This is a genomic window from Bradyrhizobium sp. 139 (genome assembly GCF_023074175.1).
GTDB lineage: Bacteria > Pseudomonadota > Alphaproteobacteria > Rhizobiales > Xanthobacteraceae > Bradyrhizobium.
The window spans coordinates 172951-197410 of the sequence record NZ_JADPKS010000107.1 but is presented as its reverse complement, the minus strand read 5'-3'; the positions used below and the strand labels follow the sequence as shown (position 1 = coordinate 197410).

At 64.9% G+C, this 24460-nt stretch carries 22 protein-coding genes, 1 tRNA gene and 1 pseudogene; 12 read left to right on the top strand and 12 right to left on the bottom strand.

Going from position 1 to position 24460, the window contains the following annotated elements:
- Positions 1 to 9: 9 nt before the first annotated feature.
- On the bottom strand, positions 10 to 672 hold the full coding sequence (locus IVA80_RS25000; RefSeq protein ID WP_247436719.1) for a response regulator transcription factor: 663 nt from the start codon (positions 670 to 672) through the stop codon (positions 10 to 12).
- Positions 669 to 2054 carry a HAMP domain-containing sensor histidine kinase gene (locus tag IVA80_RS24995; protein WP_247436716.1) on the bottom strand — a complete coding sequence of 462 codons (1386 nt, stop codon included), beginning with the start codon at positions 2052 to 2054 and terminating at the stop codon, positions 669 to 671. The genes IVA80_RS25000 and IVA80_RS24995 overlap by 4 nt, the downstream gene beginning before the upstream one ends.
- Positions 2055 to 2243: 189 nt before the next feature.
- Here IVA80_RS24995 and IVA80_RS24990 point away from each other — a divergent pair, with 189 nt between their 5' ends.
- The gene (locus IVA80_RS24990) at positions 2244 to 3119 is read left to right on the top strand and encodes a DUF3280 domain-containing protein (RefSeq protein WP_247436714.1); all 876 of its coding nucleotides are present in this window, start codon (positions 2244 to 2246) and stop codon (positions 3117 to 3119) included.
- Positions 3120 to 3133: 14 nt separating this feature from the next.
- Here IVA80_RS24990 and IVA80_RS24985 read toward each other — a convergent pair whose 3' ends face one another.
- From IVA80_RS24985 to IVA80_RS38670, 4 genes are all read right to left on the bottom strand, one after another.
- Entirely contained in the window at positions 3134 to 4165 is a 1032-nt protein-coding gene (locus tag IVA80_RS24985; protein ID WP_247436712.1) for an L-idonate 5-dehydrogenase, read from the bottom strand.
- A 26-nt stretch (positions 4166 to 4191) separates the two neighbouring features.
- Positions 4192 to 4833 (bottom strand): SDR family oxidoreductase, encoded by a 642-nt coding sequence (locus IVA80_RS24980; protein ID WP_247436709.1) that lies wholly within the window; start codon positions 4831 to 4833, stop codon positions 4192 to 4194.
- 12 nt (positions 4834 to 4845) lie between these two features.
- Complete coding sequence (locus tag IVA80_RS24975; protein WP_247436706.1) at positions 4846 to 6045, bottom strand: mandelate racemase/muconate lactonizing enzyme family protein; 1200 nt, start codon at positions 6043 to 6045, stop codon at positions 4846 to 4848.
- 115 nt (positions 6046 to 6160) lie between these two features.
- Positions 6161 to 6346, bottom strand: coding sequence for a hypothetical protein (locus IVA80_RS38670; RefSeq protein ID WP_247436702.1), 186 nt, complete (start codon positions 6344 to 6346; stop codon positions 6161 to 6163).
- A gap of 24 nt (positions 6347 to 6370) precedes the next feature.
- Here IVA80_RS38670 and IVA80_RS24965 point away from each other — a divergent pair, with 24 nt between their 5' ends.
- Positions 6371 to 6985 (top strand): GntR family transcriptional regulator, encoded by a 615-nt coding sequence (locus IVA80_RS24965; protein ID WP_247436698.1) that lies wholly within the window; start codon positions 6371 to 6373, stop codon positions 6983 to 6985.
- 21 nt (positions 6986 to 7006) lie between these two features.
- Positions 7007 to 8371 (top strand): MFS transporter, encoded by a 1365-nt coding sequence (locus IVA80_RS24960; protein ID WP_247436694.1) that lies wholly within the window; start codon positions 7007 to 7009, stop codon positions 8369 to 8371.
- A gap of 197 nt (positions 8372 to 8568) precedes the next feature.
- On the opposite strand, the gene IVA80_RS24955 is transcribed toward IVA80_RS24960, so the two are convergent.
- A complete protein-coding gene (locus IVA80_RS24955) occupies positions 8569 to 9819 on the bottom strand; it encodes an arsenic transporter (RefSeq protein ID WP_247437082.1) in 1251 nt (416 codons plus the stop codon).
- Positions 9820 to 9923: 104 nt separating this feature from the next.
- Positions 9924 to 12401, bottom strand: a complete 2478-nt coding sequence (locus tag IVA80_RS24950; protein ID WP_247436691.1) for a PAS domain S-box protein — start codon at positions 12399 to 12401, stop codon at positions 9924 to 9926.
- A gap of 214 nt (positions 12402 to 12615) precedes the next feature.
- Between IVA80_RS24950 and IVA80_RS24945 the strand changes: the two genes are divergently transcribed.
- The 4 genes from IVA80_RS24945 to IVA80_RS24930 all read left to right on the top strand — a co-directional run bounded on the left by IVA80_RS24945 (position 12616) and on the right by IVA80_RS24930 (position 17214).
- Positions 12616 to 13698, top strand: coding sequence for a putative zinc-binding peptidase (locus IVA80_RS24945; RefSeq protein ID WP_247436688.1), 1083 nt, complete (start codon positions 12616 to 12618; stop codon positions 13696 to 13698).
- Positions 13699 to 13873: 175 nt separating this feature from the next.
- Positions 13874 to 15889 carry an acetyl/propionyl/methylcrotonyl-CoA carboxylase subunit alpha gene (locus IVA80_RS24940; protein WP_247436685.1) on the top strand — a complete coding sequence of 672 codons (2016 nt, stop codon included), beginning with the start codon at positions 13874 to 13876 and terminating at the stop codon, positions 15887 to 15889.
- A gap of 162 nt (positions 15890 to 16051) precedes the next feature.
- Entirely contained in the window at positions 16052 to 16918 is an 867-nt protein-coding gene (locus IVA80_RS24935) for an isocitrate lyase/PEP mutase family protein (protein WP_247436681.1), read from the top strand.
- On the top strand, positions 16915 to 17214 hold the full coding sequence (locus tag IVA80_RS24930) for an acylphosphatase (RefSeq protein ID WP_247436678.1): 300 nt from the start codon (positions 16915 to 16917) through the stop codon (positions 17212 to 17214). Before IVA80_RS24935 ends, IVA80_RS24930 begins: the two co-directional genes overlap by 4 nt.
- Before the next feature lie 50 nt (positions 17215 to 17264).
- Here the strand turns inward: IVA80_RS24930 and IVA80_RS24925 are convergent, their stop codons facing one another.
- Positions 17265 to 18785, bottom strand: coding sequence for a PAS domain-containing sensor histidine kinase (locus tag IVA80_RS24925; protein ID WP_247436675.1), 1521 nt, complete (start codon positions 18783 to 18785; stop codon positions 17265 to 17267).
- A gap of 125 nt (positions 18786 to 18910) precedes the next feature.
- On the opposite strand from IVA80_RS24925, the pseudogene IVA80_RS24920 reads away from it, so the two are divergent.
- Positions 18911 to 19246, top strand: a pseudogene (locus tag IVA80_RS24920) (MarR family transcriptional regulator); the annotation flags it as partial.
- A 15-nt stretch (positions 19247 to 19261) separates the two neighbouring features.
- On the opposite strand, the gene IVA80_RS24915 reads toward IVA80_RS24920, so the two are convergent.
- On the bottom strand, positions 19262 to 20113 hold the full coding sequence (locus tag IVA80_RS24915; RefSeq protein ID WP_247436673.1) for a LysR substrate-binding domain-containing protein: 852 nt from the start codon (positions 20111 to 20113) through the stop codon (positions 19262 to 19264).
- 113 nt (positions 20114 to 20226) lie between these two features.
- Between IVA80_RS24915 and IVA80_RS24910 the strand changes: the two genes are divergently transcribed.
- A complete protein-coding gene (locus IVA80_RS24910) occupies positions 20227 to 20649 on the top strand; it encodes a 4-oxalocrotonate tautomerase family protein (protein ID WP_247436670.1) in 423 nt (140 codons plus the stop codon).
- Positions 20650 to 20707: 58 nt separating this feature from the next.
- Here IVA80_RS24910 and IVA80_RS24905 read toward each other — a convergent pair whose 3' ends face one another.
- Together IVA80_RS24905 and lipB are read right to left on the bottom strand one after the other, a co-directional pair.
- Positions 20708 to 21421: a DNA helicase gene (locus IVA80_RS24905; protein WP_247436667.1), complete on the bottom strand. Its 714-nt coding sequence runs from the start codon at positions 21419 to 21421 to the stop codon at positions 20708 to 20710.
- Between the two features lie 191 nt (positions 21422 to 21612).
- Positions 21613 to 22350, bottom strand: a complete 738-nt coding sequence (gene lipB, locus IVA80_RS24900) for a lipoyl(octanoyl) transferase LipB (protein ID WP_247436664.1) — start codon at positions 22348 to 22350, stop codon at positions 21613 to 21615.
- Positions 22351 to 22431: 81 nt separating this feature from the next.
- On the opposite strand from lipB, the gene IVA80_RS24895 reads away from it, so the two are divergent.
- From IVA80_RS24895 to IVA80_RS24885, 3 genes are all read left to right on the top strand, one after another.
- Positions 22432 to 22674, top strand: coding sequence for a FliM/FliN family flagellar motor switch protein (locus IVA80_RS24895; protein ID WP_035714832.1), 243 nt, complete (start codon positions 22432 to 22434; stop codon positions 22672 to 22674).
- A 161-nt stretch (positions 22675 to 22835) separates the two neighbouring features.
- Positions 22836 to 22920: transfer RNA gene (locus IVA80_RS24890), tRNA-Leu, on the top strand.
- Between the two features lie 364 nt (positions 22921 to 23284).
- Positions 23285 to 24451: a TAXI family TRAP transporter solute-binding subunit gene (locus IVA80_RS24885; RefSeq protein ID WP_247436661.1), complete on the top strand. Its 1167-nt coding sequence runs from the start codon at positions 23285 to 23287 to the stop codon at positions 24449 to 24451.
- Positions 24452 to 24460: the final 9 nt, after the last annotated feature.

The following is a 24460-nucleotide window of genomic DNA, read 5'->3' as shown; positions in this document are numbered from 1 at the left end:
GGCCGGCGATCAGGCTTCGTCGAGATCGATTTGCGTCAAGAGTCCCTGCCGCAGCGCCAGCCGGACCAGCTCGATGTCCGAGCCGACGCCGAGCTTGTCCTTGATCAGCGAGTGCAGGTTCGCCACCGTCTTCGGGCTGACATGGAGCGTCTCGGCGATCTCCTCCGTCGTGTTCTCGGCGAGCAGCAACCGCAGCACCTCGAACTCGCGCGGTGTGAGGACATCGGCGGCCGAGCTTTCGCCGCTGATACGGCTGAGCGCGAGCTCGTGGTCGATGTCGGGACTGATGGCGATCTTGCCGGCGAGCACGTCCATCACGGCGCGCACCAGCGTCTCGGGCGGGCTGGTCTTGGTGACATAGCCTCTCGCGCCGGCGCGGATCGCCTGCACGGCGAAACCGGCGTTCTCGTGCATGGTGAAGACGAGGATTCTTGCGGCCTTGTCCCATTGCCTGATGCGCCTGACGGCCTCGATGCCGCCGATGCCGGGCATGCTCAGGTCCATGATGACGAGGTCGGGCGCCTCCGATTTGAAGAGACGGTAGGCCTCGGCGCCGTCGGCGGCTTCGGCGACGACGCGAAGCCCCGGCTGCTTCTGGAGCACGGAGCGATAGCCCTCGCGGACGACGGAATGGTCGTCGACCAGCAGAATGGTCGCGTCGGTTGCGCTCATGCCGCGTGCTCCAGTGGCTGCCGATCGGTCGCTGCGAGCGGAATGACCACGCGCAGCGCGGAGCCGCCGTTCGGCGCGGGCTCGAAGCTCAACTGGCCGCGCAAGGCCGCAACGCGCTCGCGCATGCCGAGCAGGCCCATTCCCGATTTTGCGGCGGGATCGTTCGACCGTCCGTCATCGTCGATCGCAAGGGCGATCTCGTCGGCACGCATGGTCAATTCCAGGCTGACTCGGGTGGCGTCGGCATGCTTGGCGGCGTTGGTGAGCGCCTCCTGCACGATGCGGTAGAGACTGGCGCTGATCGTGGCGGGCAGGGGCGCGAACGCACCATCGAACCGGATCGAAAACCGCGTCTGGCCGCGGCTGCGCCCATTCCAGCCCGCGACGAGACCTTCGAGGCTGGCGACGAGCCCGAGCTCCTCGACGTCGGGGGGGCGCAGCCGGAACAGCGTGCCACGCAGCGTCTCCATCATGCCTGTTGCGGTGCGCGCGATGCCGTCGCACTCCCCAAGCAGGGAAGGGCAGTCCTGCACGGCGGTCTGGCGGGCGGAGGAAGCGAGCGCGCGGATGGCGGCCAGCGACTGGCCGAACTCGTCATGTAGCTCGCGCGCGAGATGGCGGCGCTCCTCGTCCTGGAGTGCGATCAGTTTTCGCGTCAGCTCGCTACGTTCGGCAAGTGCGGTATCGAGGCTCTCGGCGAGGTGGTTGAAGACGTCGCGGATCGCCGAGAGCTCGGCGAGATCGAACGGCGGCAATCGCGTCGTAAGGTCGTTGGCGGCAATCCGCTCGAGGCCGGTGCGGATCATGCGCGTCGGACGCAGCGCGCGGGCGAGGGCCGCATAAACCAGCGCGCATAACAGGGGCAGCGCGACCGCAAATGCGATCATCAGGCGGCCGGCCTCGTGCCACGCCTCCGCGGTCTGCACGGCCGGATCGACCCAGACCACGGCTTCGCCGAGCTTCGCCCCGCGCACGATCACAGGCCGGGTCGCCTCGCGGCCGGGATCGAACAGGCTGCGATAGAAGGCTCCGAACGCCTGCGGCGGCGGGTTCGCCGGGTTTGGCGCCCCACTACAGAACCGCTGGAGCACATCGCCGCTCGCACCACGGAATCCCAGGCACAGGCCGGGCGTCATCACGTAGGCCGCAACAGGGTCAAGGTTGGGAAAGTCCGAGCGCGGGCTGGCCACCCACTGGACTTTGCCTTGTTGCAGCTCCAGCGTCTTCGCCGCGATGGCGGCGATATCGTCGATGCGCGCATGTGCCGCGCGGTCGGCCGTAACAAGGAAATAGGCGGAGATCGCGGCGAAGCAGGCGGCCGATATGGCGGCCACGCGCAACGTCAGACGGACCTTGAGATCGAATCTCGGGCGGTTCCACATCGGCGGGCACCTGGCGCGAACGGGTTTGTCGTCTTCCATTAAACGGCAGAACGCAGGCGGCGGAAAGCCGCCAGGCGTTACTGCGGTGCACTGTCGTGAAATTTTCCCGGCACTCGTCGGGACCGGCGCCGCTGCATGGCCTGGTTCTGCCGTCCAGATTTACGGGCCGCACCGCCACACGAGGCCCGCATGCGCCGCCCTTGGTTGATCCTCTCTGCTTTCCTCCTCTTCGTCCTCCCGGCGCCTTATTCGCCGGCTGACGCCGAAGACGCCGTTGGCATTGCCATGGACGACTTCAGCTACACCGATACCTCGGCCGAGCCTGCCAACCAGACCGCCGCCCACGAGCGGCGGCTGTCGGCGTTCATGACCGCGCTCAGACGGGATATCGGCGCGGACCGGCGGTACCGGCTCGTGCAGTCGGCGCCCGACGGTGCGGCGTTCAAGGTCATCGGCGGCATCCAGAAGACGAGCACGCTGGTGCAATGGGCCAAAGTCGCCGTGATCGACGTCGGCGCCAAAAAGGTCGTGATGGACAAGCTCTACACCTTCCGCGGCGACAATGATGAATCGTGGGAGCGCGCCGAGATCTTCGTGTCCCGCGAGGTCATGGCAGCGCTCGGCACACCCGCGCCGGTCGCGCTTGCGGTGTTTGAATTCGAGCTCGACGACAACACTGCGGCACCGGCCGCCGGCCTCGCGGCCGCAGATGCATCCTATCTGGCCGAAGTGACCGGCAGCGTCCGCGATGCTCTCGGCCAATCCGGCCGCTACCGGATCGTCGACGTCGGCAGCGCGGGCGGCGAAGCCGTGAAGGCACGGGCCTTGCGCGACTGCGACGGCTGCGAGGCCGCGATTGCGCAAAAGCTCGGCGCAGACCAATCGCTGATCGGCGTGGTGCGGCGGGTCAGCCGCACCGAATACACGCTCGGTTTTCAGGTCCGCGATGCCACGACCGGTGCGGTGCTGGCACGCGGGGATAGCGGCCTGCGCATGGGCGCGGACTATTCGTGGAAGCGCGGGGCCGTCCGGCTGGTCAGCGATCGGTTGATCGGGACCCAGTAACGCCGATACGCGCTCTAGAACGTCAACTGCACCTTCAGCGACTGCGAGCGGTCGCTGGCAAGCTCGAAGGCCGCGGCCGCGTCCTCGAACGGCATGGTGGCCGTGATCAGCGGCTTGACGTCGATCAGGCCTTCACCCATCAGCCGCACCGCGAGCTCGAACTCGGGATCGAAGCGGAAGGTGCCGCGGATCTGCAATTCCTTGGCGACGATGGAATTGATCGGCAGGGTCATCTCGCCGCCGAGGCCGAGCTGCACCAGCGTGGCGCCGGGCCGCAACACGTCGAGCGCGGTGCGGAGCGCGGCCTGGTTACCCGAGGCTTCGAAAAGAGTGTCGAACACGCCCTTGCCGGCGCGCCAGGGATCGAGCGCTGTGGCAGCGGTCGCGACATTGATGGCGTGCGTGGCGCCGAGCTTCTTTGCGGTCGCGAGCGGCGCATCGGCGACATCGGTCACCACGATCTCGGACGCGCCGCCGAAGCGCGAGACCAGGATCATCAGCGCACCGATCGGGCCGCAACCCGTGATCAGCACGCGCTTGCCGAGGAGGGGGCCGGCCTGCTTGCCCGCATGCAGGCATACTGCAAGCGGCTCGGCGACTGCAGCTTCCGCCAGCGAGAGCTCGTCCACGATCGGCACGGCCTGCGTAGCATCGACCGTGATGAATTCGCGAAAACCGCCCTGCACATGGGGAAAGCGCATCGCGCTGCCGAGGAAGCGCATGTCGAGGCACTGGTTGCGCATGCCTTCCTGGCAATGCAGGCACTGGCCGCACGGCTTGCTCGGATTGACCGCAACGCGCGTGCCTGGCTTGTCGCCGGTGACGCCGTCACCGACGGCCGCGACCACGCCGGCGATCTCATGCCCCAGCGCCATCGGCTGCTGGATCCGCACGACGCCGAAACCGCCGTGATGGTAATAGTGCAGGTCGGAGCCGCAGATGCCGCCGTTTGCGATCTTGATGCGGACCTCGCCCGGGCGGGGCGCTGGATCGGGATAGCTGTCGATCCGCAGGTCTTTCGGGGCGTGGATGACGACGGCACGCATGACTTGTTCCCTCAGCGTTTATCAGATCACATCGCGGCGATCATGCCGCCATCGACATAGATGATCTGGCCGTTGACATAGGTCGAGGCATCGGACGCCAGGAAAATCGCGGCGCCCACCAGTTCGTCCGGCCTGCCCCAGCGCTTTGACGGAATGCGGCCCATCAGCCAGTTGTTGAAGTCGGTGTTGTTGACCAGCGCCTCGTTCATGTCGGTCAGCATGTAGCCGGGGCCGATCGCGTTGGCCTGGATGCCGTGCTTGCGCGCGATCATGCGCTTGGCTGCCTCCCGGCCGATCACGAAGGCGCTCGTGAGGTTGGTCTCGATCACCTTGCGCCACTCGTCGGTGGTGAATTCCACCAGCGGCTTGCGGTGCTGGATGCCGGCATTGTTGACGACAATGTCGACCGCAATGCCCTTCTTGTCGAAGTCGTCGAACGCCGCGACGATCGCTGGCTCGTCGGTGACGTTGAAAGCGGCGCCTTCGGCCTGATGCCCGGCGGCGCGAAACTCGGTTACCGCCTGCTCGACGCGCTTGGGATCGACGCCGTTGACGATGATCTTGGCGCCGGCTTTCGCCATGCCCTCGGCAATGGCGCGGCCAAGGCCGCGGGAGGAGCCGGTCACGAGCGCAGTGCGGCCGGAAAGATCGAAGAGGGCGGTGCTCATCTCAAGAAATCCTCAGACGTTGGAGCGGCGCACGGTCAGATCGGAGCGGTCGAATACGGCGGACAGAAGGTCGACGCCGAGGCCTGGTCCTTCCATCGGATAAACAAAGCCGTCCTTGATCGTGGGCATGGTGGTGACAAGCTCATTGTACCAGCCCTTGTAGAAGGCGCGCACCGATTCCTGGATCAGCGTGTTGGGCTGGCTGAACGACATGTGGATGGCGGCGATGAAGCCGATCGGGCCGATGCAGTCGTGCGGCGCGAAGGGACGGTGATAGGTCTCGGCCATCGCCGCGATCTTGCGGCCCTCGGTCAGGCCGCCGGTCCAGCACAGGTCCGCCATCACCACATGCATGGCGTCGCGGTCGAGCATGTCCTTGTAGGGGAAGCGCGAGCCAAGCGTCTCGCTGGCGCAGACCCAGACGTCGGTCGATCGCGCATATTCGGCCAGCGCCTGCGGCGAGTTCATGCGGATCGGGTCTTCGTACCAGGTCGGCTTGTAAGGCTCGAGCGCGCGCGCAATCTGCTTGGCGGTCGGCAGGTTCCAGAGCGAATGAAGCTCGACCATGATCTCCATCTTGTCGCCGACGGCTTTGCGGATTTTCTCGAACGGTTCGATCGCCTGCTTCATCTGCGCGGCGGTAATGTAGAGACCCTTGTTCTCCTGGGCCGCCGGATCGAACGGCCAGATCTTCATCGCGGAGATGCCGCTCTCCAGCAGGCTTTCTGCGAGCGCACCGGCGCGGTGCATGAAGCCGTCGAGATCCTCGTAGGGGCCTTCGGAAGCGCCGAGATTCCAGTTTGAGACCGGGCTGATGTTCGTGGAGCGGACATATTTGGTGCCGGCGCAGGTGTTATAGATGCGCTGCTTGTCGCGGCAGAGGCCACCGAGCATCTGGTGTACCGGCTGATTGCAGACCTTGCCGAACAAATCCCACAGCGCGATGTCGATCGCGGATGCCGCGCGATATTCGACGCCGGTCGAGGACTGCGCCATCGGCAGGTTCAGCATGTCGCGATGGATGGCTTCGATGTGCAGGGGATTGCGGCCGAGCAGGCGGCCGGCAAAGGTCTCGTGGATCTGCGCTTCGACCGCGCCCGCACCATAGAACGTCTCGCCGAGACCGATCATGCCTGTGTCGGTGTGAACGCGCACCCAAATGACGTTGGAGAATTCCTCGGTGCGCAGGGTCTCGATCGACGTGATCTTCACTGCAATTGTCCTCCCGTCACAAGCGCTCTGCGCCCGTCTTGTTGTTATTCCGCACCGCAGCACGGTGCGGGCAAGCGCGAGTTTTACGCCTGCTTGTAATATATCACAACATGTTTTAAGCCGCAAATAACGCGCCCTGCAACGAGAGCGCGGGCTGACGGGAGAGAACAACATGGCACGGCGCAAGCGCGCGCTCGAGGTGGTGAGAAACGAGCACGACGGCGAGGGCAAGCCCTCTCGGCGCAACCGGCTCAACTTCTTCGAGCTGGCCTATCAGAAGATCGAGGAGCTCCTCGTTCACTGCGAACTCAAGCCGGGACAATTCATGACGATGCTGGAATTGCAGCATATCACCGGCTTCGGGCGCACACCGGTGCATCACGCCGTGAATCGTCTCTCTGCCGACACGCTCATCGTCATCCGCCCGCGCCACGGCCTGCACATCGCGCCGATCGATCTGGCGCGCGAGCGCATGCTGCTGGGTCTGCGCCGCGACATGGAGCGGTTTGTGATCCGGCTCGCCGCCGATCGCGCCAGCCTCTCGCATCGCAATCAGGCGCTGCATATCGACCGGGTCCTGCGTGAGCGCCGTGCGAACCTCACTCTCGACGAATTCAACAGCATCGACCGCCGCATCGACGCGCTGGTGCTGGACGCGGCGGGCGAGCCCTTTCTGGTACATACGCTGCGACCGCTACACACGCTGTATCGCCGCATCGGCTACATCCATCATCGCTTCATGCCGGGGCAGGCGGAGCTGTCAGGAACAATCGATCATCATCTGGCCATTCTCAATGCGGTCGCCAATCGCCGCGTCGAAGACGCGGTGAAGGCTAGCGATGCACTGATCGACTACATGGGTGAGATGTTCACGGGCATGGAGGCCGGGATCGACCCGCGCCTGCTCGATTGCAGCATCGAGCCGCTGCTCGGCACGTAAAAGGTTTCAGGAGGACCATTCATGTCAACCATAGCGATGCCACAACCGACCGCGAGCGAAGCTGCGGTCCGCTATCTCATTACGAACTACAGTCCCAAGGGTAACAAGGTCGGCTGGCTGATGATGGCCTCGATCCTGGTCGAGGCCTGGGACCTCTATTCGATTGCCTTCGTGCTGATCTTCATCAAGGAGCAATACAATCCCGATCCGCTGATGCTGGGCCTTGCCGCGGCCGGCACGCAGGGCGGCGCCCTGATAGGTGCGCTGCTCGGCGGCTGGCTCTCCGACAAGATCGGCCGCCGCGTGATGTTCCTGATCACGATGGTGATGTTCATCGTGCTGGCGTTGGCGCAGGCCTTCGTGCCCAATGTCTTCTGGCTCGTGGTGATCCGCTTCCTGCTCGGCATTCCGCTCGGCTCTGATATCTCGACCGGCTACACCTACATTATGGAATCCATGGCCAAGGGTGAGCGCGAGGTCATGGGCAACCGCTGGCAGTTCATGTTTGCCGTCGGCGAGGTGCTGACGATCGGCGTCATCGTGATCTTCCTGCTGCTCGACATTCATCACGAGACGCTGTGGCGCGTGACGCTCGGCCTCGGTGCGCTGCCGGCGCTGATCATCCTGATCATGCGCCACGATGTGCCGGAGACGGCGGTGTGGCTGGTGCAGAAGGGACGCTTCCGCGAGGCCAAGAAGGTGGCGCGCGAGATGTTCAACGACGATCTCGCGATGCTTCCGGACCAGGACGCGGTCGTGCCGAAGGTCAGCACCCGCGCCTTCATCGCCGATCTCAAGAAGGACCCGATCCGCTGGCGCGCGACGATCTACGGCTGGATCGCCTGCTTCGCGCAAGGCAGCGAGTTCTCGACCTTCGCCTTCTACCTGCCGGTCCTGTTCGTCATGGTCGGCGTGTCGAGCGTGCTCGGCAACAATCTCGTGACGATGGGGCTGTTCTGCTTCGCCGCCGTGTCGGGCTGGGTCGGGCCGCTATTGACGCCCAAGATCGGCCATCGCGGCATCGCGATCGCGGGCTTCTCGATCGTGCTGGCCTCGCTGCTGGTCGCGGCATTCGCGCTCTACACCGACAACACGATCCTGCTGCCGTTCGCTGCGGCTGCCATGTTGTGGGGCCACTATTGGGACGCCTCGAACTGCATGACGATCCCGACCATGGTTGCGAAGCCGAAGTACCGCGGCACCGCCAGCGGCTTCGCCTACATGTTCGTGAAGCTGCCATCGTTCCTGGCGATCTTCCTGTTCCCGTCGCTGTTCGCGGCGATCGGGCAGGCCAACGCGACGCTGTTCGTCGCGATCTTCCCGCTGATCGGGTTGCTGGCCGCAATCTTCATCCTGCCGGAAGTCTACGGCTACGAGAACGACTGACAATGCGTTGCCGGTCGCGGCCCTCGTGGCCGCGATCGGGCCGTCCTCGGAATATGCGGCACGAGCGGCTAGAGACTCAGGAATTCGACTGAACCATGCATGATGGACCTCCTTGCCGCGCCGTATGAGGCCGCGCGACAAGGCGAGTGTAGGTCGGGCCTTGCCGGCGACATTGATGCGCCGCAAATTGCGCGCGATTACCAGATCGCAGCCGCGAGTGCTGCGATCAAGGCGGGTGGCGTCACCAGCAGGCCCAGCTTGAGGAACGGCCAGGCGCCGACCTCGATCTTCTCCCGCCGCAGCGCCACCAGCCAGAGGATGGTGGCGAGCGAGCCGGTCACCGACAGATTGGGCCCGAGATCGACTCCGATCAGGATGGCGCTGACGATTGGGGCGGGCAGATGATCGCTTGCCGCGACCGAGCCGGCGACGAGCCCCACCGGAAGGTTGTTGGCGATATTGTCGACGAGCGCAGTTGCAATGCCCACGCTCCAGGCCGCCTTTGGCACGGATTGCGCCACCGCTTCATGCAGCAGCGCGCTGAGCTGCCCGATCACGCCCGTCTTCACCAGCGCCTCGACCATCACGAAGAGGCCGCCGACCAGCGGCAGCACGCTCCAGGAAACCCCCTTCAGCACGGGGAGAGGCGACTGGCGGTTGATGAGCAGCACGGCGGCCGCCGTCGCGCTCCCGCAGAGGAATGTTGGCAGGCCCAGTTGCAGATCGAGTGCAGAGGCCCAGATCAGCACGATGCCGATGGCGCCGATGCCGTAGGCGGTCAATCGGCCGCCGCGGCCGAGCTTCGGGTGAGGGACCCGCATTTCGATCGATTCATTTTTGAGCTCGCGATGCAGCGCAAGGCGCAGTGCGACATAGGTGAGACCGATCGACGCAAGCGACGGCAGGGCAAACTGGCGCAGCCAAGTCCCGAGATGCGGCATGTGCTTGCCGAAGACCACGAGGTTGGCCGGATTGGAGATTGGCAGCACGAAGCTCGCGGCATTGGCAATGAAGGCGCAGACGAAGAGATAGGGTAGCGGCTTGGCGCCCGCCGCGCGCGTCGCGGCGTAAACGGCGGGTGTCAGGACGATCGCGGTGGCGTCGTTCGACAGGAGCACCGTCACGAACGTGCCGACGAGATAGATCAGCAAGAACAGCCGCTGCGGCGAGCCGCGTGCATGTTCAACCGCGAACGCGGCCAAATAGTCGAACAGTCCTTCGAGCCGGGCGAGCTCGGCGATCAACATCATGCCGATCAGGAAGAGATAGACGTCGATGCCTCTCTCGATACCTGTGAGCGCATCCTGCCACGGCAGCAGGCCGAGCAGCACCAGGGCGCCAGCGCCGATCGCGGCCCAGATCGCCTCGGGCAGGCGAAAGGGCCGGATAATGACGCCTGCGATCGCGGCTACGATGATGCTCCAGGCCCAGATGGCGTCAGTCGGCACGGTTGGCAAGTCGATCTCCAAAATCCGTCCCTGACTATCGCGCCTCGGACAGATCCGCCAGCCTCAAAACTTCGCCGCCAGCATCGCTGCCGGTGCAAAGCTATTCACCGCGCCGCCGCCAACTTCTCCGTGATCGCCTTGCGCAGGATGCGCGACAGCAACTCCACCGAGTACGGTTTCTGGATCAGCTCGAACCCGCGATGCGCGTTCTCGGCGAGAACGTTGCTGTAGCCGCTGGTGAGCACGACGGGCAGGCCTGGATACCGCTCGCGGATGATGCCGGCGAGCTCGACGCCGTTCATGCCGGGCATGATGACGTCGGAGAAGACGAGGTCGACGGCGAATTCGTTCTCGCCGAGGATGGCGAGCGCCGCATTGGCGTTGGCGACGCGGCGGACGACGTAGCCGAGGTCTTCCAGAAGCTCGGTCGAGAACTGGCCGACATCGTCATTGTCCTCGACCACGAGCACGCGATAGCCGCGCCCGGTGGTGGCGGCTTCGCTGATCAGTACCGCAGCGTCTTTGTCCGCGGCAGGACTGTGCGCCTGCGGCAGGTAGATGGTGAAGGTCGCGCCTTTGCCGTGCGTGCTCGTCACCGCGATGTCGCCCTCGGACTGTTTTGCGAAGCCGAACGCCTGGCTGAGGCCGAGGCCGGTGCCCTTGCCGACCTCCTTGGTGGTGAAGAACGGCTCGAAGATCGATTCAAGATGCTCCGGTGCGATGCCGCTGCCGGTGTCCGCGACCGAGATCGCGACATAGTCGCCGCCGCGCGCCGACTGCGCACGCAGGCTAGGGATCCCCGCGACCTTGCGCACGGCGATGGTGAGGCGGCCCTCGCCGTTCATGGCGTCGCGGGCGTTGATGGCAAGGTTGATCAGCGCGGTCTCGAACTGCGCGATGTCGGCCACCGTGAAGCAGTCGGCATCGTTCACCTCGACGCCGATCTCGATGCGGCCGCCGACCAACGGCCGGACCAGTTGCGCCACGCCCTCGACCTGGCTGCCGACGTTGAAGATCTGCGGCTTCAAGGGTTGCCGGCGCGCGAAGGCGAGCAGCTGTGCCGTCAGCTTGGAGGCGCGCTCCACGGTGTCGGAGATGGCGTCGACATAGCGGCGGCGGCGTTCTTCCGGCAGCTCGCGCCGGCGCAGGAAGTCGGTCGCGGAGCGAATGATGGTGAGGAGGTTGTTGAAGTCGTGTGCGACGCCGCCGGTGAGCTGGCCGATCGCCTCCATCTTCTGCGACTGTCGCAGCGCTTCCTCGCCGCGACGGCGCTCGGTAATGTCGACGACCTCGGGCACCGCGCCGGTGATATTACCGTGGCGGTCGAGCACGGGACGCATGCCGAAGTCGAAATCGCGCTCCCCGATGGGCAGGCGCAGATGCATCTCCAGCCGCACCGCTTCGCCTCTGAGCACGGTGTCGAAGGCCTCGCGCACGGTTGCGCTCATGCCGTGAGTGCCGGTGAACCAGGGCGTCTCCCACAGCGGCTTGCCGATCACGTCCGCAGACCTCGCCTTGACGCCGTCGAGCGCGGTCTTGTTGGCATAGAGCAATTCGCCCTTGAGATTGACGAGGCCCTGATACTGGTTGCTGGTCTCCAGGATTGCGCGCAGCCGCGCTTCGTTGGATTCGAGCTCGGCGGTGCGCTCCATGATACGCTCTTCCAGCGTCTCGTTGAGTTGCCGAAGCTCGATCTCGGCCTGCTTCGCGACGGTGATGTCGTGGGCGACGCCGATGAAGCCGATATGCTTGCCGGTCGGATCCCAGCGCGGCTGCGACTCCGAGCGCAGCCACCGCCATTCGCCGGATGCGTTCTTGTAGCGCGCCTCCAGCACGAACGGCTTCAGTGACGCCTCGCCCTGCACCGATTGCTGGAGCACATGCGGCAGGTCGTCCGGATGCAGCACCTTGCGCCAGTCGAAGGCGATGGCCTGGTCGTAGGGCAGGCCGACGAAGTCGACATAGGCCTGGTTGGCGAAGGAGCGTGTGCGGTCGAGTTTTGTGACCCAGATCGGCACCGGCGCGCTGTCGGCGATCAGCCGGAAGCGCTCCTCGCTTTCGCGCAGCGTCTCGCGCACCAGCACCTGGTCGGTGATGTCGATGTGGGCGCCGACGAGGCGGATGGCGCGGCCGTCGCCGTCACGCTCGATCTTGGCGACGACGCGGATCCAGCGGGTTTCGCCGTCGCTGGGGCGGATGATGCGGTATTCGGCGGTGTAGTCTTCGCTCGTGCCGGCCAGCGCATCGAAGAAATGCTTGACCGCGGTGTCGCGATCCTCGGGATGGATGCGGCTGACCCAATCCTCATGCGACTCGTCGGCGGCATCCGCCGGCAGCCCGTGGAGCATCAGATATTCCGGCGAGCGGCGGTTCTTGAAGCCGCCGCGGAAGTCGACCTCGAAGCCGCCGACCTTGCCGATGCGCTGGATGCGCGCCAGCTCCGCTTCGCGCTCCTGGAGCGCGCGATAGGCGTTGTCGCGCTCGCGCGCGATTTCTTGGAGGTGCTGGCGCAGCCTTTCGGCGGCGGCGGTCTCGGGCATAGGATCGTTCAAGGTGTCGGCCGTTGTCATGCGGGTTCGCACGTGCCGGACCGATATTCACACAGACGGAGCGTGATGGCCATTGTTCAAAAGGGAATATGGAAGGAAAGGCGCCGCCGATCGCGGTGTGGCGGGCATGAACGAACGCCGGGTCTGGCTATTTGTTCCGAATATTGGAACGATGAGCCCTCCGCGCGCGTATCTGCGAGGCGCCACTACTCTATTCACAAAACTCCGTTTCCGAAGAGGCTAAATCTTGAAGCTCTTTGTCTGTCAGGTGTGCGGCAACGTCCTCTATTTCGAGAATCGCACTTGCGAACGTTGCGGCCATCGGGTCGCGTTCCTGCCGGAGAAGGAGACGATGTCGGCGCTCGAACCCGACGGTGAGGCCTGGGCCACGCTCGCTGACAAGGGCAAGGGGCGGATGCTGTGCCGCAACGCCGAGTACGACGCCTGCAATTGGCTGACCGATCCGGACGGCGGCACCGGCTATTGCCGCGCCTGCCGCCATAACGGCATGGTCCCGGACCTGTCTGATCCCGCGCAGCTTGCCGGGTGGCGCGAGCTCGAGGGTGCGAAGCACCGGCTGTTCTATTCTCTGATCCGCTGGAAGCTGCCGCTCCAGACCCGGCAGGAAGATCCTGAACATGGGTTGATCTTCAATTTCCTCGCCGACGATCCGAACAGCGGGCAGAAGATCATGACCGGCCACGACTACGGCCTGATCACGATCGCCCTGACCGAGACTGATGAGATTGAACGCGAGCGGCGCAGGCTCGAGATGGGCGAGCCCTACCGCACGCTGCTCGGGCATTTTCGCCACGAGGTCGGCCACTACTTCTGGGACGTGCTAGTGCGCGACGGCGATAGGCTGGAGCAATGCCGTGCAGTATTCGGCGACGATTCCGCCGATTACGGCCAGGCCTTGCAGCGCCATTATGCCGAAGGCGCGCCGCCGGACTGGCAGCAGAACTATGTTTCGGCCTACGCGACCACGCATCCCTGGGAAGACTTCGCCGAAACCTGGGCGCACTACCTCCACATCGTCGATACCCTAGAGATGGCCGCCGAGTTCGGCATGGAGGTGCGCCCCAAGGTCGACCGCGACGGGGAGTTGACGGCGCGCATCCGTTTCAACCCTTATGAGACCAGGGACGTCGAGGCGATCGTCAACGCATGGCTGCCCTTCACGTTCGCCATAAACAGCGTCAACCGCGCCATGGGGCTGCGCGACCTCTATCCGTTCATCCTGTCGCCCGCGGTGGTCGCCAAACTGGGCTTTGTTCATACCCTCGTGCGGGACGTGGCCAAGACCAAGGCCAGGGCCGCGAAGCCGTAGCTCCTCGCATGGGCTCACCAGGCCCATTTCGGTCTTGCGCTGGCACGCCAGAGGGCGCGGATTTAGACCGTTGCCTCCGGCCCATTTTGATGTACCACGGGGGCCACACGGCCCGTCCCCACAGGCCCCAATGGCCAGGGAAGGGTCCCGCCCAAGGTCGAGACTCAAGAAAAGCATGTTCAAACGCATTCTGATCGCCAATCGCGGCGAAATCGCCTGCCGGGTCATCAAGACTGCGCGCCGGATGGGGATTCAGACGGTTGCGGTCTATTCCGAAGCCGACCGCGATGCCCTCCATGTCGAGATGGCCGACGAGGCCGTGCTGATCGGCCCGCCGGCCGCGGCCGAGAGCTATCTGGTAATCGAGAAGATCGTGGAGGCCTGCCGCAAGGCCGGCGCCGAGGCCGTGCATCCCGGCTACGGTTTTCTCTCCGAGCGCGAGGCATTTCCGCGTGCGCTGGAAGCGGCCGGTATCGTCTTCATCGGCCCGAATCCTGGCGCGATCGCCGCGATGGGCGACAAGATCGAATCCAAGAAGGCCGCCGCCAAGGCGAAGGTCTCCACGGTGCCCGGCTATCTCGGCGTCATCGAGGACGGCAGGCACGCGGTCAAGATCGCCGACGAGATCGGCTATCCCGTGATGATCAAGGCCTCCGCCGGCGGCGGCGGCAAGGGCATGCGCATCGCGCATTCGACTGCCGAGGTCGCCGAAGGCTTCAATCTCGCCAAGGCCGAGGCCAAGGCCTCGTTCGGCGACGACCGCGTCTTCGTCGAGAAATTCATTGTCGATCCCCGCCATATCGAGATCCAGGTGCTGGGCGACAAGCACGGCAACGTGATCCATCTCGGCGAGCGCGAATGCTCGATCCAGCGCCGCAACCAGAAGGTCATCGAGGAGGCGCCGTCGCCGCTGCTCGATGAAACCACCCGCCGCAAGATGGGCGAGCAGGCCGTCGCACTCGCCAAGGCCGTGAATTACGACTCCGCCGGCACCGTCGAATTCGTCGCAGGCCAAGACAAAAGCTTTTTCTTCCTGGAGATGAACACGCGCCTCCAGGTCGAGCATCCCGTGACCGAACTCGTCACCGGTGTCGATCTCGTCGAGCAGATGCTGCGCGTCGCCGCCGGCGAGAAGCTCGGTATCACGCAGAAGGACGTGACGCTGACCGGCTGGGCGGTGGAGTCACGCCTCTACGCCGAAGATCCGTTCCGCAACTTCCTGCCGTCGATCGGGCGTCTGGTAAAATACCGGCCGCCGGCGGAAGCGAGCCAGGACGGCATCACGGTGCGCAACGACACCGGCGTGCAGGAGGGCGGCGAGATCTCGATCCACTACGATCCGATGATCGCCAAGCTGGTCACGCACGCGCCGTCGCGTGCGGCCGCGATCGAAGCGCAGGCGACAGCGCTGGATTCATTTTATGTCGACGGCATCAGGCACAACATCCCGTTCCTGTCGGCATTGATGCACCACCCGCGCTGGCGCGAGGGACGGCTCTCGACCGGCTTTATCGCCGAGGAATTCCCCAAGGGGTTTGCGGTGCGCTTGCCCGAAGGCGAGGTCGCGCGGCGGATCGCCGCGGTCAGTGCCGCCATCGATCACGTGCTCGGCGAGCGCAAGCGGCAGATATCTGGCCAGATGGGCGGCCGCGTCGTGCAGCGCGAGCGGCGCCGCGCGGTGTGGCTCGATCACCAGGAAGTTCTCCTTGAGGTGGCGCGTGAGAACGACGCCATCGCTGTGCGTTTCGTCGATGCCGAGGGCAAGATCGGCAATGCCCATCTGTTGCAGTCGCCGTGGAAGCCGGGCGACCCTGTCTGGCAAGGCACGATAGACGGTCAGCTCGTCGCGGTGCAGACGCGCCCGATCGCCAATGGCATCCGCCTTGCGCATCAGGGCGTCGAGGTGCCGGTCTACGTCTGGACCGAGGCCGAAGCGGCCTCGGCGCGGCTGATGCCGGTGACCACGGCCTCCGACAGCGGCAAGAAGCTGCTCTGTCCAATGCCTGGCCTCGTGGTCTCGATCGCGGTGACTGAAGGGCAGGAGGTCAAGGCCGGCGAGACGCTCGCGGTGGTCGAAGCCATGAAGATGCAGAACGTGCTGCGCGCCGAGCAGGACGGCACGGTGAAGAAGATCCACGCCAGCGCGGGCGCGACGCTCGCGGTGGACGCGCTGATTTTGGAGTTCGTGTAAGGTCTGAGCGGGGCGAGCGATCTGTCCGCAAGCACCGTCATTGCGAGGAGCTCCTAGCGACGAAGCAATCCAGTCTGTCTCCGCGGATGCATTTCTGGATTGTTTCGCTTCGCTCGCAATGACGGAGGTTGGGGCGGCCGCGTGCCCCAGAGAGAGAGCACCATGGCCTTCCGTTCCCGCCGCGAAAAACTGCGCTCGATCCTTGCAGGCCAAACCTGCGTCCATCCTGGCTCGGTCTACGACGCCATCTCCATCCGCATCGCCGAGGATCTCGGCTTTCCACTCGGCATGTTCGGCGGCTCGGTGGCCTCGCTCGCGGTGCTCGGCGACCCCGATATCACGCTGATCACGCTCACGGAGCTTGCCGAGCAGATGCGGCGGATGTCGCGCGCCGCAGTGCTCCCCGTGCTGGTCGATGCCGATCACGGCTATGGCAATGCGCTCAACGTGCGGCGCACGGTGCAGGAACTGGAGACCGCGGGCGCCGCCGGCCTCACCATCGAGGACACGCTGCTGCCGGCCGCCTTTGGCGAGGCAAAGACACAGCTGATCTCGCTGGAAGAGGGCGTCGGCAAGATGAAGGCGGCGCTCGATGGTCGCAGCGATCGCTCGCTCGTCATCATGGGCCGCACCGGAGCTGCCGCGATCACCTCCATCGAGGATGCGATCCGCCGCGCCAGGGCCTATGAGGCGGCCGGTGTCGATGCGCTGTTCTTCACCGGCATCAAGTCGCGCGCGGAGCTCGATGCCATCGTATCAGCTACGCATCTGCCGATCGTGCTCGGCGGCGCGGCGGACGAATTGAACGCGACCGACTATCTCGCTGGCCGGCGCGCGCGCATCGCGCTTCAGGGCCACGCGCCGATCGCGGCCGCAACGCAGGCCGTCTACGAGACGCAGAAGGCGCTGCGCGACGGCACTGCGCCGAAGAATCTCAAAGGACTCCCATCGTCGGACTTGATCAACCGCGTCATGCGCGAGGCCGACGTCAAGGCGCGCAGCGCCGACTTTCTCGGGCTGAAAAAATGAGCCGGGTGATTCTCCAAGTCATGATCCGCGGCCGCGTGCAGGGCGTCGGCTATCGGGCCTGGGTCGAGTACCAGGCGACATCGAGCGGCCTCGAAGGCTGGGTTCGCAACCGCCGCGACGGCAGCGTCGAAGCTCTGTTCGCAGGCACACCCAAGCATGTCGCCGACATGGTCGCGCTGTGCCGCCACGGCCCGCCGTCCTCGCGCGTGGACAGCGTCACAAGCGAGACCGCCGGTGCGGATGAATTGAACCTGCGCAAGGCGGGGGAAGCGTTTTCGGTGTTGCCGACGGTGTAGGTGCGCTCCCTCGCACCGCTTGCGGGGAGAGGCGAACAGCAGCGCACGCTTCAGCGCGGCAGCTTCGAAATCGCCTCGCTTAGTTCGTGGATCTCGTAGGGCTTGCGCAGGATCGGGAAAACGCCGCTGACGTCGGCGGCGGCTTCGCTGTAGCCGGTGGCGAGCAGGATCGGCAAGCCAGGGCGGATCTGGCGCAGATGGTGGGCAAGACCAAGTCCGTCCATCTTGCCGGGCATCACGATGTCGGTGAACACGAAGTCGACGCCGTTCTTCTCGAGCTCGCGCAATGCGGACTCGGCGTCGGAAACCCGGCGCACGCGGTAGCCGAGCTGCTCCAGCAAGCCGATGCTGATGACCGCGACGTCGGGATTGTCTTCGACCAGCAGAACCGTGCCGTTGCCGGGAACCGGCGCCGCTTCAGGGATCCCGGCTGGTGCGGTCGCGATTTCGCGCGGCAGCAGGATGGTGAAGGTCGTGCCCTTGCCGAGCTCGCTTGCGACTCTGACCGTGCCGCCTGCCTGATGCGCGAAGCCGTGCACCTGCGACAGGCCGAGGCCGGTGCCTTTTCCGACGGGTTTTGTCGTGAAGAACGGATCGAAGATCTTGTCGACCACGTCGGAGGGGATGCCGAGCCCGGTATCGGCGACGGTGACGGCGACGAATTCGCCGCTGTGGAGCGGATCGTTCAGGATGACGTTGCGTGCGCCGACCGTCACCGTTCCGCCGTCGGGCATGGCATCGCGAGCGTTGATGACGAGATTGAGCAGCCCCGTCTCGAGCTCGGAGACATCAGCCTTGACCGGCCAGACCTCGCGGTCGATGTCGAAGGCGAGACGAACGGCGCTGCCGACGCCGGCGTGAAGCACTTCGCGGATCGCCTCGATGCGGTCGCCGAAGCGGATCGCCTGGGGATTGACGCTCTGCCGCCGCGCGAAGGTCAGGAGCTGGCCGGTCAGTGCGGCGCCGCGCTTGGTTGCGGTCTCGATCGCGGAGATCGCGCGCTGAAGCTTGGTGTCGTCGACTTCGCCCTTCTTCAGGATGTGAAGGCTGCCGCTGATGATCATCAGGAGGTTGTTGAAGTCGTGCGCGACGCCGCCGGTGAGCTGTCCGAGTGCATCGAACTTCTGAGACTCGGCAAGCTGTCGCTGCATCGCTTCGAGCTTGAGCTGCGCATTGCGTCGCTCGGTGACATCGCGGGTGATCTTGGCGAAGCCGACCAGGGCGCCGTTCTCGTAGATCGGATCGATGATGACGCTCGCCCAGAAGAAGGTGCCATCCTTGCGGACGCGCCAGCCTTCCTCCTCGTAGCGGCCGTGCTCCCGCGCGATGCCGAGGGCACGCGCGGGCTTGCCGTTGGCGCGGTCGGTCTCGGTATAGAAGCGCGAGAAATGCTGGCCGAGGATCTCTTCGGGCGCATAGCCCTTGATCCGCTCGCCGCCGATATTCCAGCTCGTGATGATCCCGGTGGGATCGAGCATGTAGAGCGCGTAGTCCGCGACTCCCTCCACCAACAGCCGAAAACAGCGCTCGCTTTCGAACAAGTCTCTCTGTTGACTGGACTTCGTCGCCATTCTCAACCCGCCTGCAACGGAGGCAAACGCTGAGGAGGGCGTTTGGTTCCCGGTTCTCTGGGACGTTCTTAGGCAAATACGGCGGACGGTATGCAGGCGCAAGCCGGCCGCGCGCTTGACAGTCAATCGAATGCCGGATCCACGGGCTGCTCTATCTCGCCGAGGCACCGATGACCGCCGAGGACATCGCCGATACGCTCGGCATGGCGCGCTCCAACGTCTCCAACTCGCTGAAGGAGCTGCTCGCCTGGAACCTGATCCGGCGGGTGCCGATCCTCGGCGACCGCCGCGATCATTATGAAGCCGAGACCGACATCTGGGAGGTCGCGGCGAGAATCGCAGCACGGCGCAAGGAACGGGAGCTCGATCCGGCGATCACTGCGCTCAGGGCCTGCGTGTCCGATGCCGCTGACGATCCGACCATCAATCCGGTCGCGAGCAAACGGCTCGAGTCGATCTTGTAGGCGTTCGCCGCATCAAGCCGCCACGCTCCGGAACGTCGCCGCCACCGCGCGCAGCGCCGCGAGCTTGGCGGGATCGCTCACTTTCGAATGCAGCATCACCTTGGAGCGGCCGAGCTTCGGCAGCTTGTGTACTGGCCCGATGTCGACCAGTCCGGCCGGTGCGATCCGCCGCGCCAGCGGCGCGATGGCAAGTCCGGCAAGCGCGGCTGCGACGACCGCCGTGACGCCGCCGCCGACAAAGCGTTCGCGCCAGGCGAAGCCGGCCTTGTCGAGCGCGCGGACGGCGATGGCGCGGACGCCGCAGGGTGGGGCGAGCGTCGCAAGCGGCAGCGCCTCGCCGTGCGGCAGGCTGAAACGCCTCGACGCGAACCAGCCGAACTCGTCCTCGGTCAGCTTCTCGCCGCCGCGCCGGCTGCCTTCCTGGCGAACGATCACCGCATCGAGCTGGCCTGCGTCATAAGCATCCTGCATCTCCCGCGAGAAGCCGATGGTGACGGCGAGCGTAAGCTGCGAGGACATCGTCTGCAGCCGTTCGAGCAGCGGCACCAGTTCGGGGCCCGCCGCGTGGTCGGAGATTCCGAGCGAGAGCGACTGCGCCGCCGGCGCCTCGTCCGACAGCGCGCGGTCATGCGCCGCGATCAGTGCGCGGGCGCGATCGAGGAACGCTGCGCCGTCGGCGGTGAGCCGGACCGCGCGGGGCGAGCGCTCGACGAGCCGCTTGCCGAGCAGCGTCTCCAGTCGTTGTAGCTTCAGGCTGACGGCGGCCTGGGTCGTGCCGAGCGCTTCGGCGGCGCGGGTAAAGCTCTGGAAGTCGGCGACCAGCAGGAAGGCCTGGACGGTGGCGATGTCGAGCATGGCTTTCATTATGAGTGCTTATCATTGGTATCAACAGAGATAAGATACCAAAATGACGCTTCAAGGTCTACGTTTTCATCAACGCCGCCCAAGCCTCGCGCGGCATCTTGAGGAGAACCACCATGCCCCTGATCACTGTGTCTTATACAAGCTCCCGCCAGTCGCCGTCGCTGAAGGCCGACATCGCGAGCGCCGTGTCCGAGCTCACCGCAAAAATCCTGCGCAAGGATCCCAAAGTCACCGCCATCATAGTGAAGCCGATCGAGGCGGGCGACTGGTTCGCCGGCGGCAAGTCGCTCGCCGAGCAGAAGCTCGCAAGCTACTGGATCGACATCCACGTCAGCGAGGGCACCAACACCAAGGACGAGAAGGCCGCCTATCTCGCGGCGATGTTCAGGCGCATGGGCGGGATCCTGGGCCCGCTGCATCCCGAGACGTATCTGCATGTCGATGAGGTCAAGGGCGATGCCTATGGTTTTGGCGGGCTGACCCAGGAGCGGCGCTACATCGCCGGCAAGCTCGAGGTTGCGCCAGAGAAGCCGTGAGGTCGCAGGCCGCGGGTGAACAATCACCCGCGGCCTGAACCCGTCGCAGCAGGGATCGTCAGTTCGCCGCCCGGAACTGAACTTCGGAATTGTTCAGGAAGCAGGTCTTGTCGAACAGCTTCAAATCCAGCGGGTTCGGCAGCCTGACATCGCTGAGACCCGGGCAGGGCTTGACCGCCGGGTCATAGGATCGGTTGATCTGCGAGATGAAGACGACGATCAGCCCCTTGTCGCGCGCGAACGATTTCAGCGCGCGCACCTGAACGGTCAGGTCCGGGTTTTCCCGCCTCTGATCGAGCAGTTGCAGATAGTCGATCACCACGACCGTACCGTGAGAGGCCGCGGCCATTTGCTTGACGACGTAATCGGCGCTGATGGCATCGGAGCAATCGACCTCGAACAATTTTTCGAATTGCGCCGGGTCCACGCCGATGGCCCGGAAGCGGTCCAGGACATCTTTCTCGGTATATTCGAGCGAGAAGAACGCAGCGCGATGGCCTGACCGCATGGCCTCTACGGCAAGCTCGAGGCTCATCAGCGTCTTGCCCTGACCGGGGCGCGCACCCACCAGCACCAAATCACCCGGCCGGAATTGCGGAAACAGGCGATTGGCTGGCGTCAGTGCGGCGGCCTTTGCCGCGAGCATGCTCCAGGCGGAAAACCCTTCCGTCGCAGCGATGCGGTCAAGCGCATCGTGGAGCGGAATGCCTTTCTCGCGCGACAGGCGCTTCGCCTTGCGCTTCAGATGATAGATCGGCGCAGACAATCTCATCGTGAAAACCTCCCATTGCGAGCATGATCGCAATCCCTCCTTATGCCTGGCGCTCGAACAGTCGGTCCGACGATCAATTCGCCCGGCATGATCTGTACTTTCCCGGCGGAGGGGGGAGGCGTGGGCGGCACCGGAATCAAGCATAGCCGATTCCGCGTCGGCGAAGAATGCGCGGTTCGGCTCCTGGCAGCCTAGGCAATAGCTTCCGGCGCCAGCGCGCGGGTCGGCCCGAACAATTCTTCGAACGCCTGCCGGAGCGCGACATCGACGTCGGCGAGGGTCACGAGCTGTCCGAGATCGACCAGCGAGGTGACGCCGTAGCGGGGATCGGCGACGCCGCAGGGCACAATGCCGGTGAAATGCTCTAGCTCCGGCTCGACATTGATGGCGATGCCGTGGAACGACACCCAGCGCTTCAGCCGGACGCCGATCGCCGCGATCTTGTCCTCGTGCCCCACCCCCTTGTCGGGCCGTTGGACCCAGACGCCGACCCGGTCCTCGCGCCGCTCGCCGCGGACGTTGAAGGCGGCCAGCGTGCGTAGGATCAATTCCTCCAGGCTCGCGACATAGGCCCGGACATCCGGCCGGCGCCGCTTGAGGTCGAGCATGACATAGGCCACCCGCTGGCCGGGCCCGTGATAGGTGAGCTGTCCGCCGCGCCCGGTGGCAAAGGTCGGGAATCGCGGATCGAGCAGGTCGGAGGCCTTGCCTGAGGTGCCGGCGGTGTAGAGCGGGGGGTGTTCGAGCAGCCAGACCAGCTCTGGAGCCCCGCCCGCCGCGATCTCAGCCACTCGCGCCTCCATGGCGGCAACCGCCTCCGGATAGGGCACCGGAGCGTCCGAGATTCGCCACGCGACGGGCTCGCCGCCTGCGGCGGAAAACGACGTCAAATCGAGCTCTTGGCGGGGGTTTTGAGGCGAATTAACCATTGGCTAACCATAACCGGGTGATGATCACAGGCGCAAATGCCAAGTCCTTAGTCCTAAGTCCCAAGTTCCGGTGGTGCTGAAGTGCCTACTCTCGACAAAGTCACCGTGGATCTCATGGTCGTCCTCGGGACGACCACCATGCCGATCCATCAAGTATTACGTCTTTCCCGCGGCGCCATCATCGAGCTGGACGCAACCGAGGCCGACGAGGTCAAGGTTCTGGCCAACAATCTGCCAGTGGCCTCCGGCGTCGTGCTGGTCGACCGCAACCGGATCGCGGTCGAGGTCAAGCAGATGCTGCCGCGCACGGCGGGCACCCGATAGGACCCGGGCACTCGATAGGACCGATCCGGGCAGGGATTGCCAACTTTCCTGCCAAGCTTGTGGAATTCAGGGCCTTTGCAGGCTTGTACCCCTCTGATGGATTTGTTAGATCGGCGCCGTTGATCCGGTCGGCCGCCAGGCCATAAGCCGGCATCCCCAAAGCGCTCGTGGCGGAATTGGTAGACGCGCTGCCTTGAGGTGGCAGTGAGTAAAATCGTGGGGGTTCGAGTCCCTCCGAGCGCACCAAAGATCTTCCATTCTCGGCCATCGTTGCGACTTTTTCCGCGTCGCCCGTAGACAGAAAACACGATCTTGTTTCGTGCCGAGCTTTTCCCGGTTGCCTGCGCGATGTGATGCGCCGGCATCTCGGATCGGTCCAACCGAACATCACCATCATCTGACTCTCGGGGCAGTCGCGTAGGCCTCGGCCACGCCTTGCGCACGCCGCTTGGGAGTGCAGGAACTGCCCTGGTTTGGATGCGTTGGAGGGACAAGACGAATCCATTCCGTCCGTCATGCTCTGGCGGAATTGCCTGTTGATCAAGGTGACGGCACGGCGCCGACCCGGCGGAGGAGGGGGGCTGATCCGGACCGAACAGGTTTTACAGCAATGAGCGTCTGCAGCGCGTTTCGGATCGGCCTGTTTACCGCATTGATCGCAACGGCTTGGATCGGCGAACTGGTCGATCGATGCGCGGCGCAGACGTCCCTGGCCGAGCCGGCGAAGGCGCCTCCGCGCAAGCAGAGCGCCAGCGGCGATAAGGGGGTGACGATATCGGAGAGCCGCTACACGGCCGGATTGGTTACCGGCACGCCGCAAAGCACCGAATTCGCCATAGCCCAGGAAATCGCGACCACCCTGGCCACCGGTCAGGAGACCGGACCGCACGGCGAAATGGCGTTGCGGGTGCTGCCAATAGTTGGAAACGGCGGCGTTCGCAACGTCGTCGACGTCCTTACCTTGGCGGGCGCCGACATGGCGATCGCGCCTGTCGTTCTGGTCGATCGCCTCCGGGACGCCAAGCCCCTTGGCGACATCCGCGATAAGCTAGTCTACATCACCGTCCTGTTTGGCGAAGAATTCCATCTGATCGCGCGGCCCGAAATCAAAACGCTGGCCGACCTTGCGGGAAAGAGGATCAATCTGGGCGAAGAAGGCAGTGCCGGCGCGGTCTTGGGTCGCGAGGTGCTCAACAGTCTGGGCGTGAAATTCGACGAAGCGAACCTGAGCCTCGAAACGGCGCTCGACGAGATGCGCAAGGGGCGGCTCTCGGCCACCCTGCTGGTTTCGGCGAAGCCGGTCGCCTCGCTGGTGAGCTACGCCCAGTTCAATGCGGTTCGCTTCCTGCCGATTCCTTATTCCTCGGCGCTGCGGCGCGACTACCTGCCTTCGTCCCTGCATCACGAGGACTATCCGTCGGTCCTCGGGGTCGACGAAAGCGTCGACACGATCGCGATCAAGTCGGCCCTGTTCGCCTACAATTGGCCGAGCCGCAACCAGCGCTACCAGCTGCTCGAGTCATTCGTGCAGACATTCTTCTCGCGCTTCTCCGAATTTCTCGGGGACGGCCATCACCCGAGATGGCGCGAGGTGAACCTGGCGGAACCGCTCCCCGGATGGCAGCGCTTTCGTCCTGCGGATCGCTGGATCCAGCGTCAGGCGTTGCAGGGAGCGTTCGACCGCTTTCTCGAGCAGCATCCAACGAACGATCAGTCGGACCGCAAAGCGCTGTTCCGGGACTTCCTGCGGTGGCGGGACCGCAACAAGGAGAAGTGAACGAAGGGA

What these genes read in the sequence shown, in the direction of transcription:
- IVA80_RS24980 (WP_247436709.1), bottom strand. Translation starts at nt 4,833, where the DNA reads ATGAGCACCGCCCTCTTCGATCTTTCCGGCCGCACTGCGCTCGTGACC.
- lipB (WP_247436664.1), bottom strand. Translation starts at nt 22,350, where the DNA reads ATGGTTAATTCGCCTCAAAACCCCCGCCAAGAGCTCGATTTGACGTCG.
- IVA80_RS24960 (WP_247436694.1), top strand. Translation starts at nt 7,007, where the DNA reads ATGTCAACCATAGCGATGCCACAACCGACCGCGAGCGAAGCTGCGGTC.
- IVA80_RS24915 (WP_247436673.1), bottom strand. Translation starts at nt 20,113, where the DNA reads ATGAAAGCCATGCTCGACATCGCCACCGTCCAGGCCTTCCTGCTGGTC.
- IVA80_RS24925 (WP_247436675.1), bottom strand. Translation starts at nt 18,785, where the DNA reads ATGGCGACGAAGTCCAGTCAACAGAGAGACTTGTTCGAAAGCGAGCGC.
- IVA80_RS24930 (WP_247436678.1), top strand. Translation starts at nt 16,915, where the DNA reads ATGAGCCGGGTGATTCTCCAAGTCATGATCCGCGGCCGCGTGCAGGGC.
- IVA80_RS24985 (WP_247436712.1), bottom strand. Translation starts at nt 4,165, where the DNA reads ATGCGTGCCGTCGTCATCCACGCCCCGAAAGACCTGCGGATCGACAGC.
- IVA80_RS24965 (WP_247436698.1), top strand. Translation starts at nt 6,371, where the DNA reads ATGACGATGCTGGAATTGCAGCATATCACCGGCTTCGGGCGCACACCG.
- IVA80_RS24990 (WP_247436714.1), top strand. Translation starts at nt 2,244, where the DNA reads ATGCGCCGCCCTTGGTTGATCCTCTCTGCTTTCCTCCTCTTCGTCCTC.
- IVA80_RS25000 (WP_247436719.1), bottom strand. Translation starts at nt 672, where the DNA reads ATGAGCGCAACCGACGCGACCATTCTGCTGGTCGACGACCATTCCGTC.
- IVA80_RS24910 (WP_247436670.1), top strand. Translation starts at nt 20,227, where the DNA reads ATGCCCCTGATCACTGTGTCTTATACAAGCTCCCGCCAGTCGCCGTCG.
- IVA80_RS24935 (WP_247436681.1), top strand. Translation starts at nt 16,052, where the DNA reads ATGGCCTTCCGTTCCCGCCGCGAAAAACTGCGCTCGATCCTTGCAGGC.
- IVA80_RS24995 (WP_247436716.1), bottom strand. Translation starts at nt 2,054, where the DNA reads ATGTGGAACCGCCCGAGATTCGATCTCAAGGTCCGTCTGACGTTGCGC.
- IVA80_RS24885 (WP_247436661.1), top strand. Translation starts at nt 23,285, where the DNA reads ATGAGCGTCTGCAGCGCGTTTCGGATCGGCCTGTTTACCGCATTGATC.
- IVA80_RS24905 (WP_247436667.1), bottom strand. Translation starts at nt 21,421, where the DNA reads ATGAGATTGTCTGCGCCGATCTATCATCTGAAGCGCAAGGCGAAGCGC.
- IVA80_RS24940 (WP_247436685.1), top strand. Translation starts at nt 13,874, where the DNA reads ATGTTCAAACGCATTCTGATCGCCAATCGCGGCGAAATCGCCTGCCGG.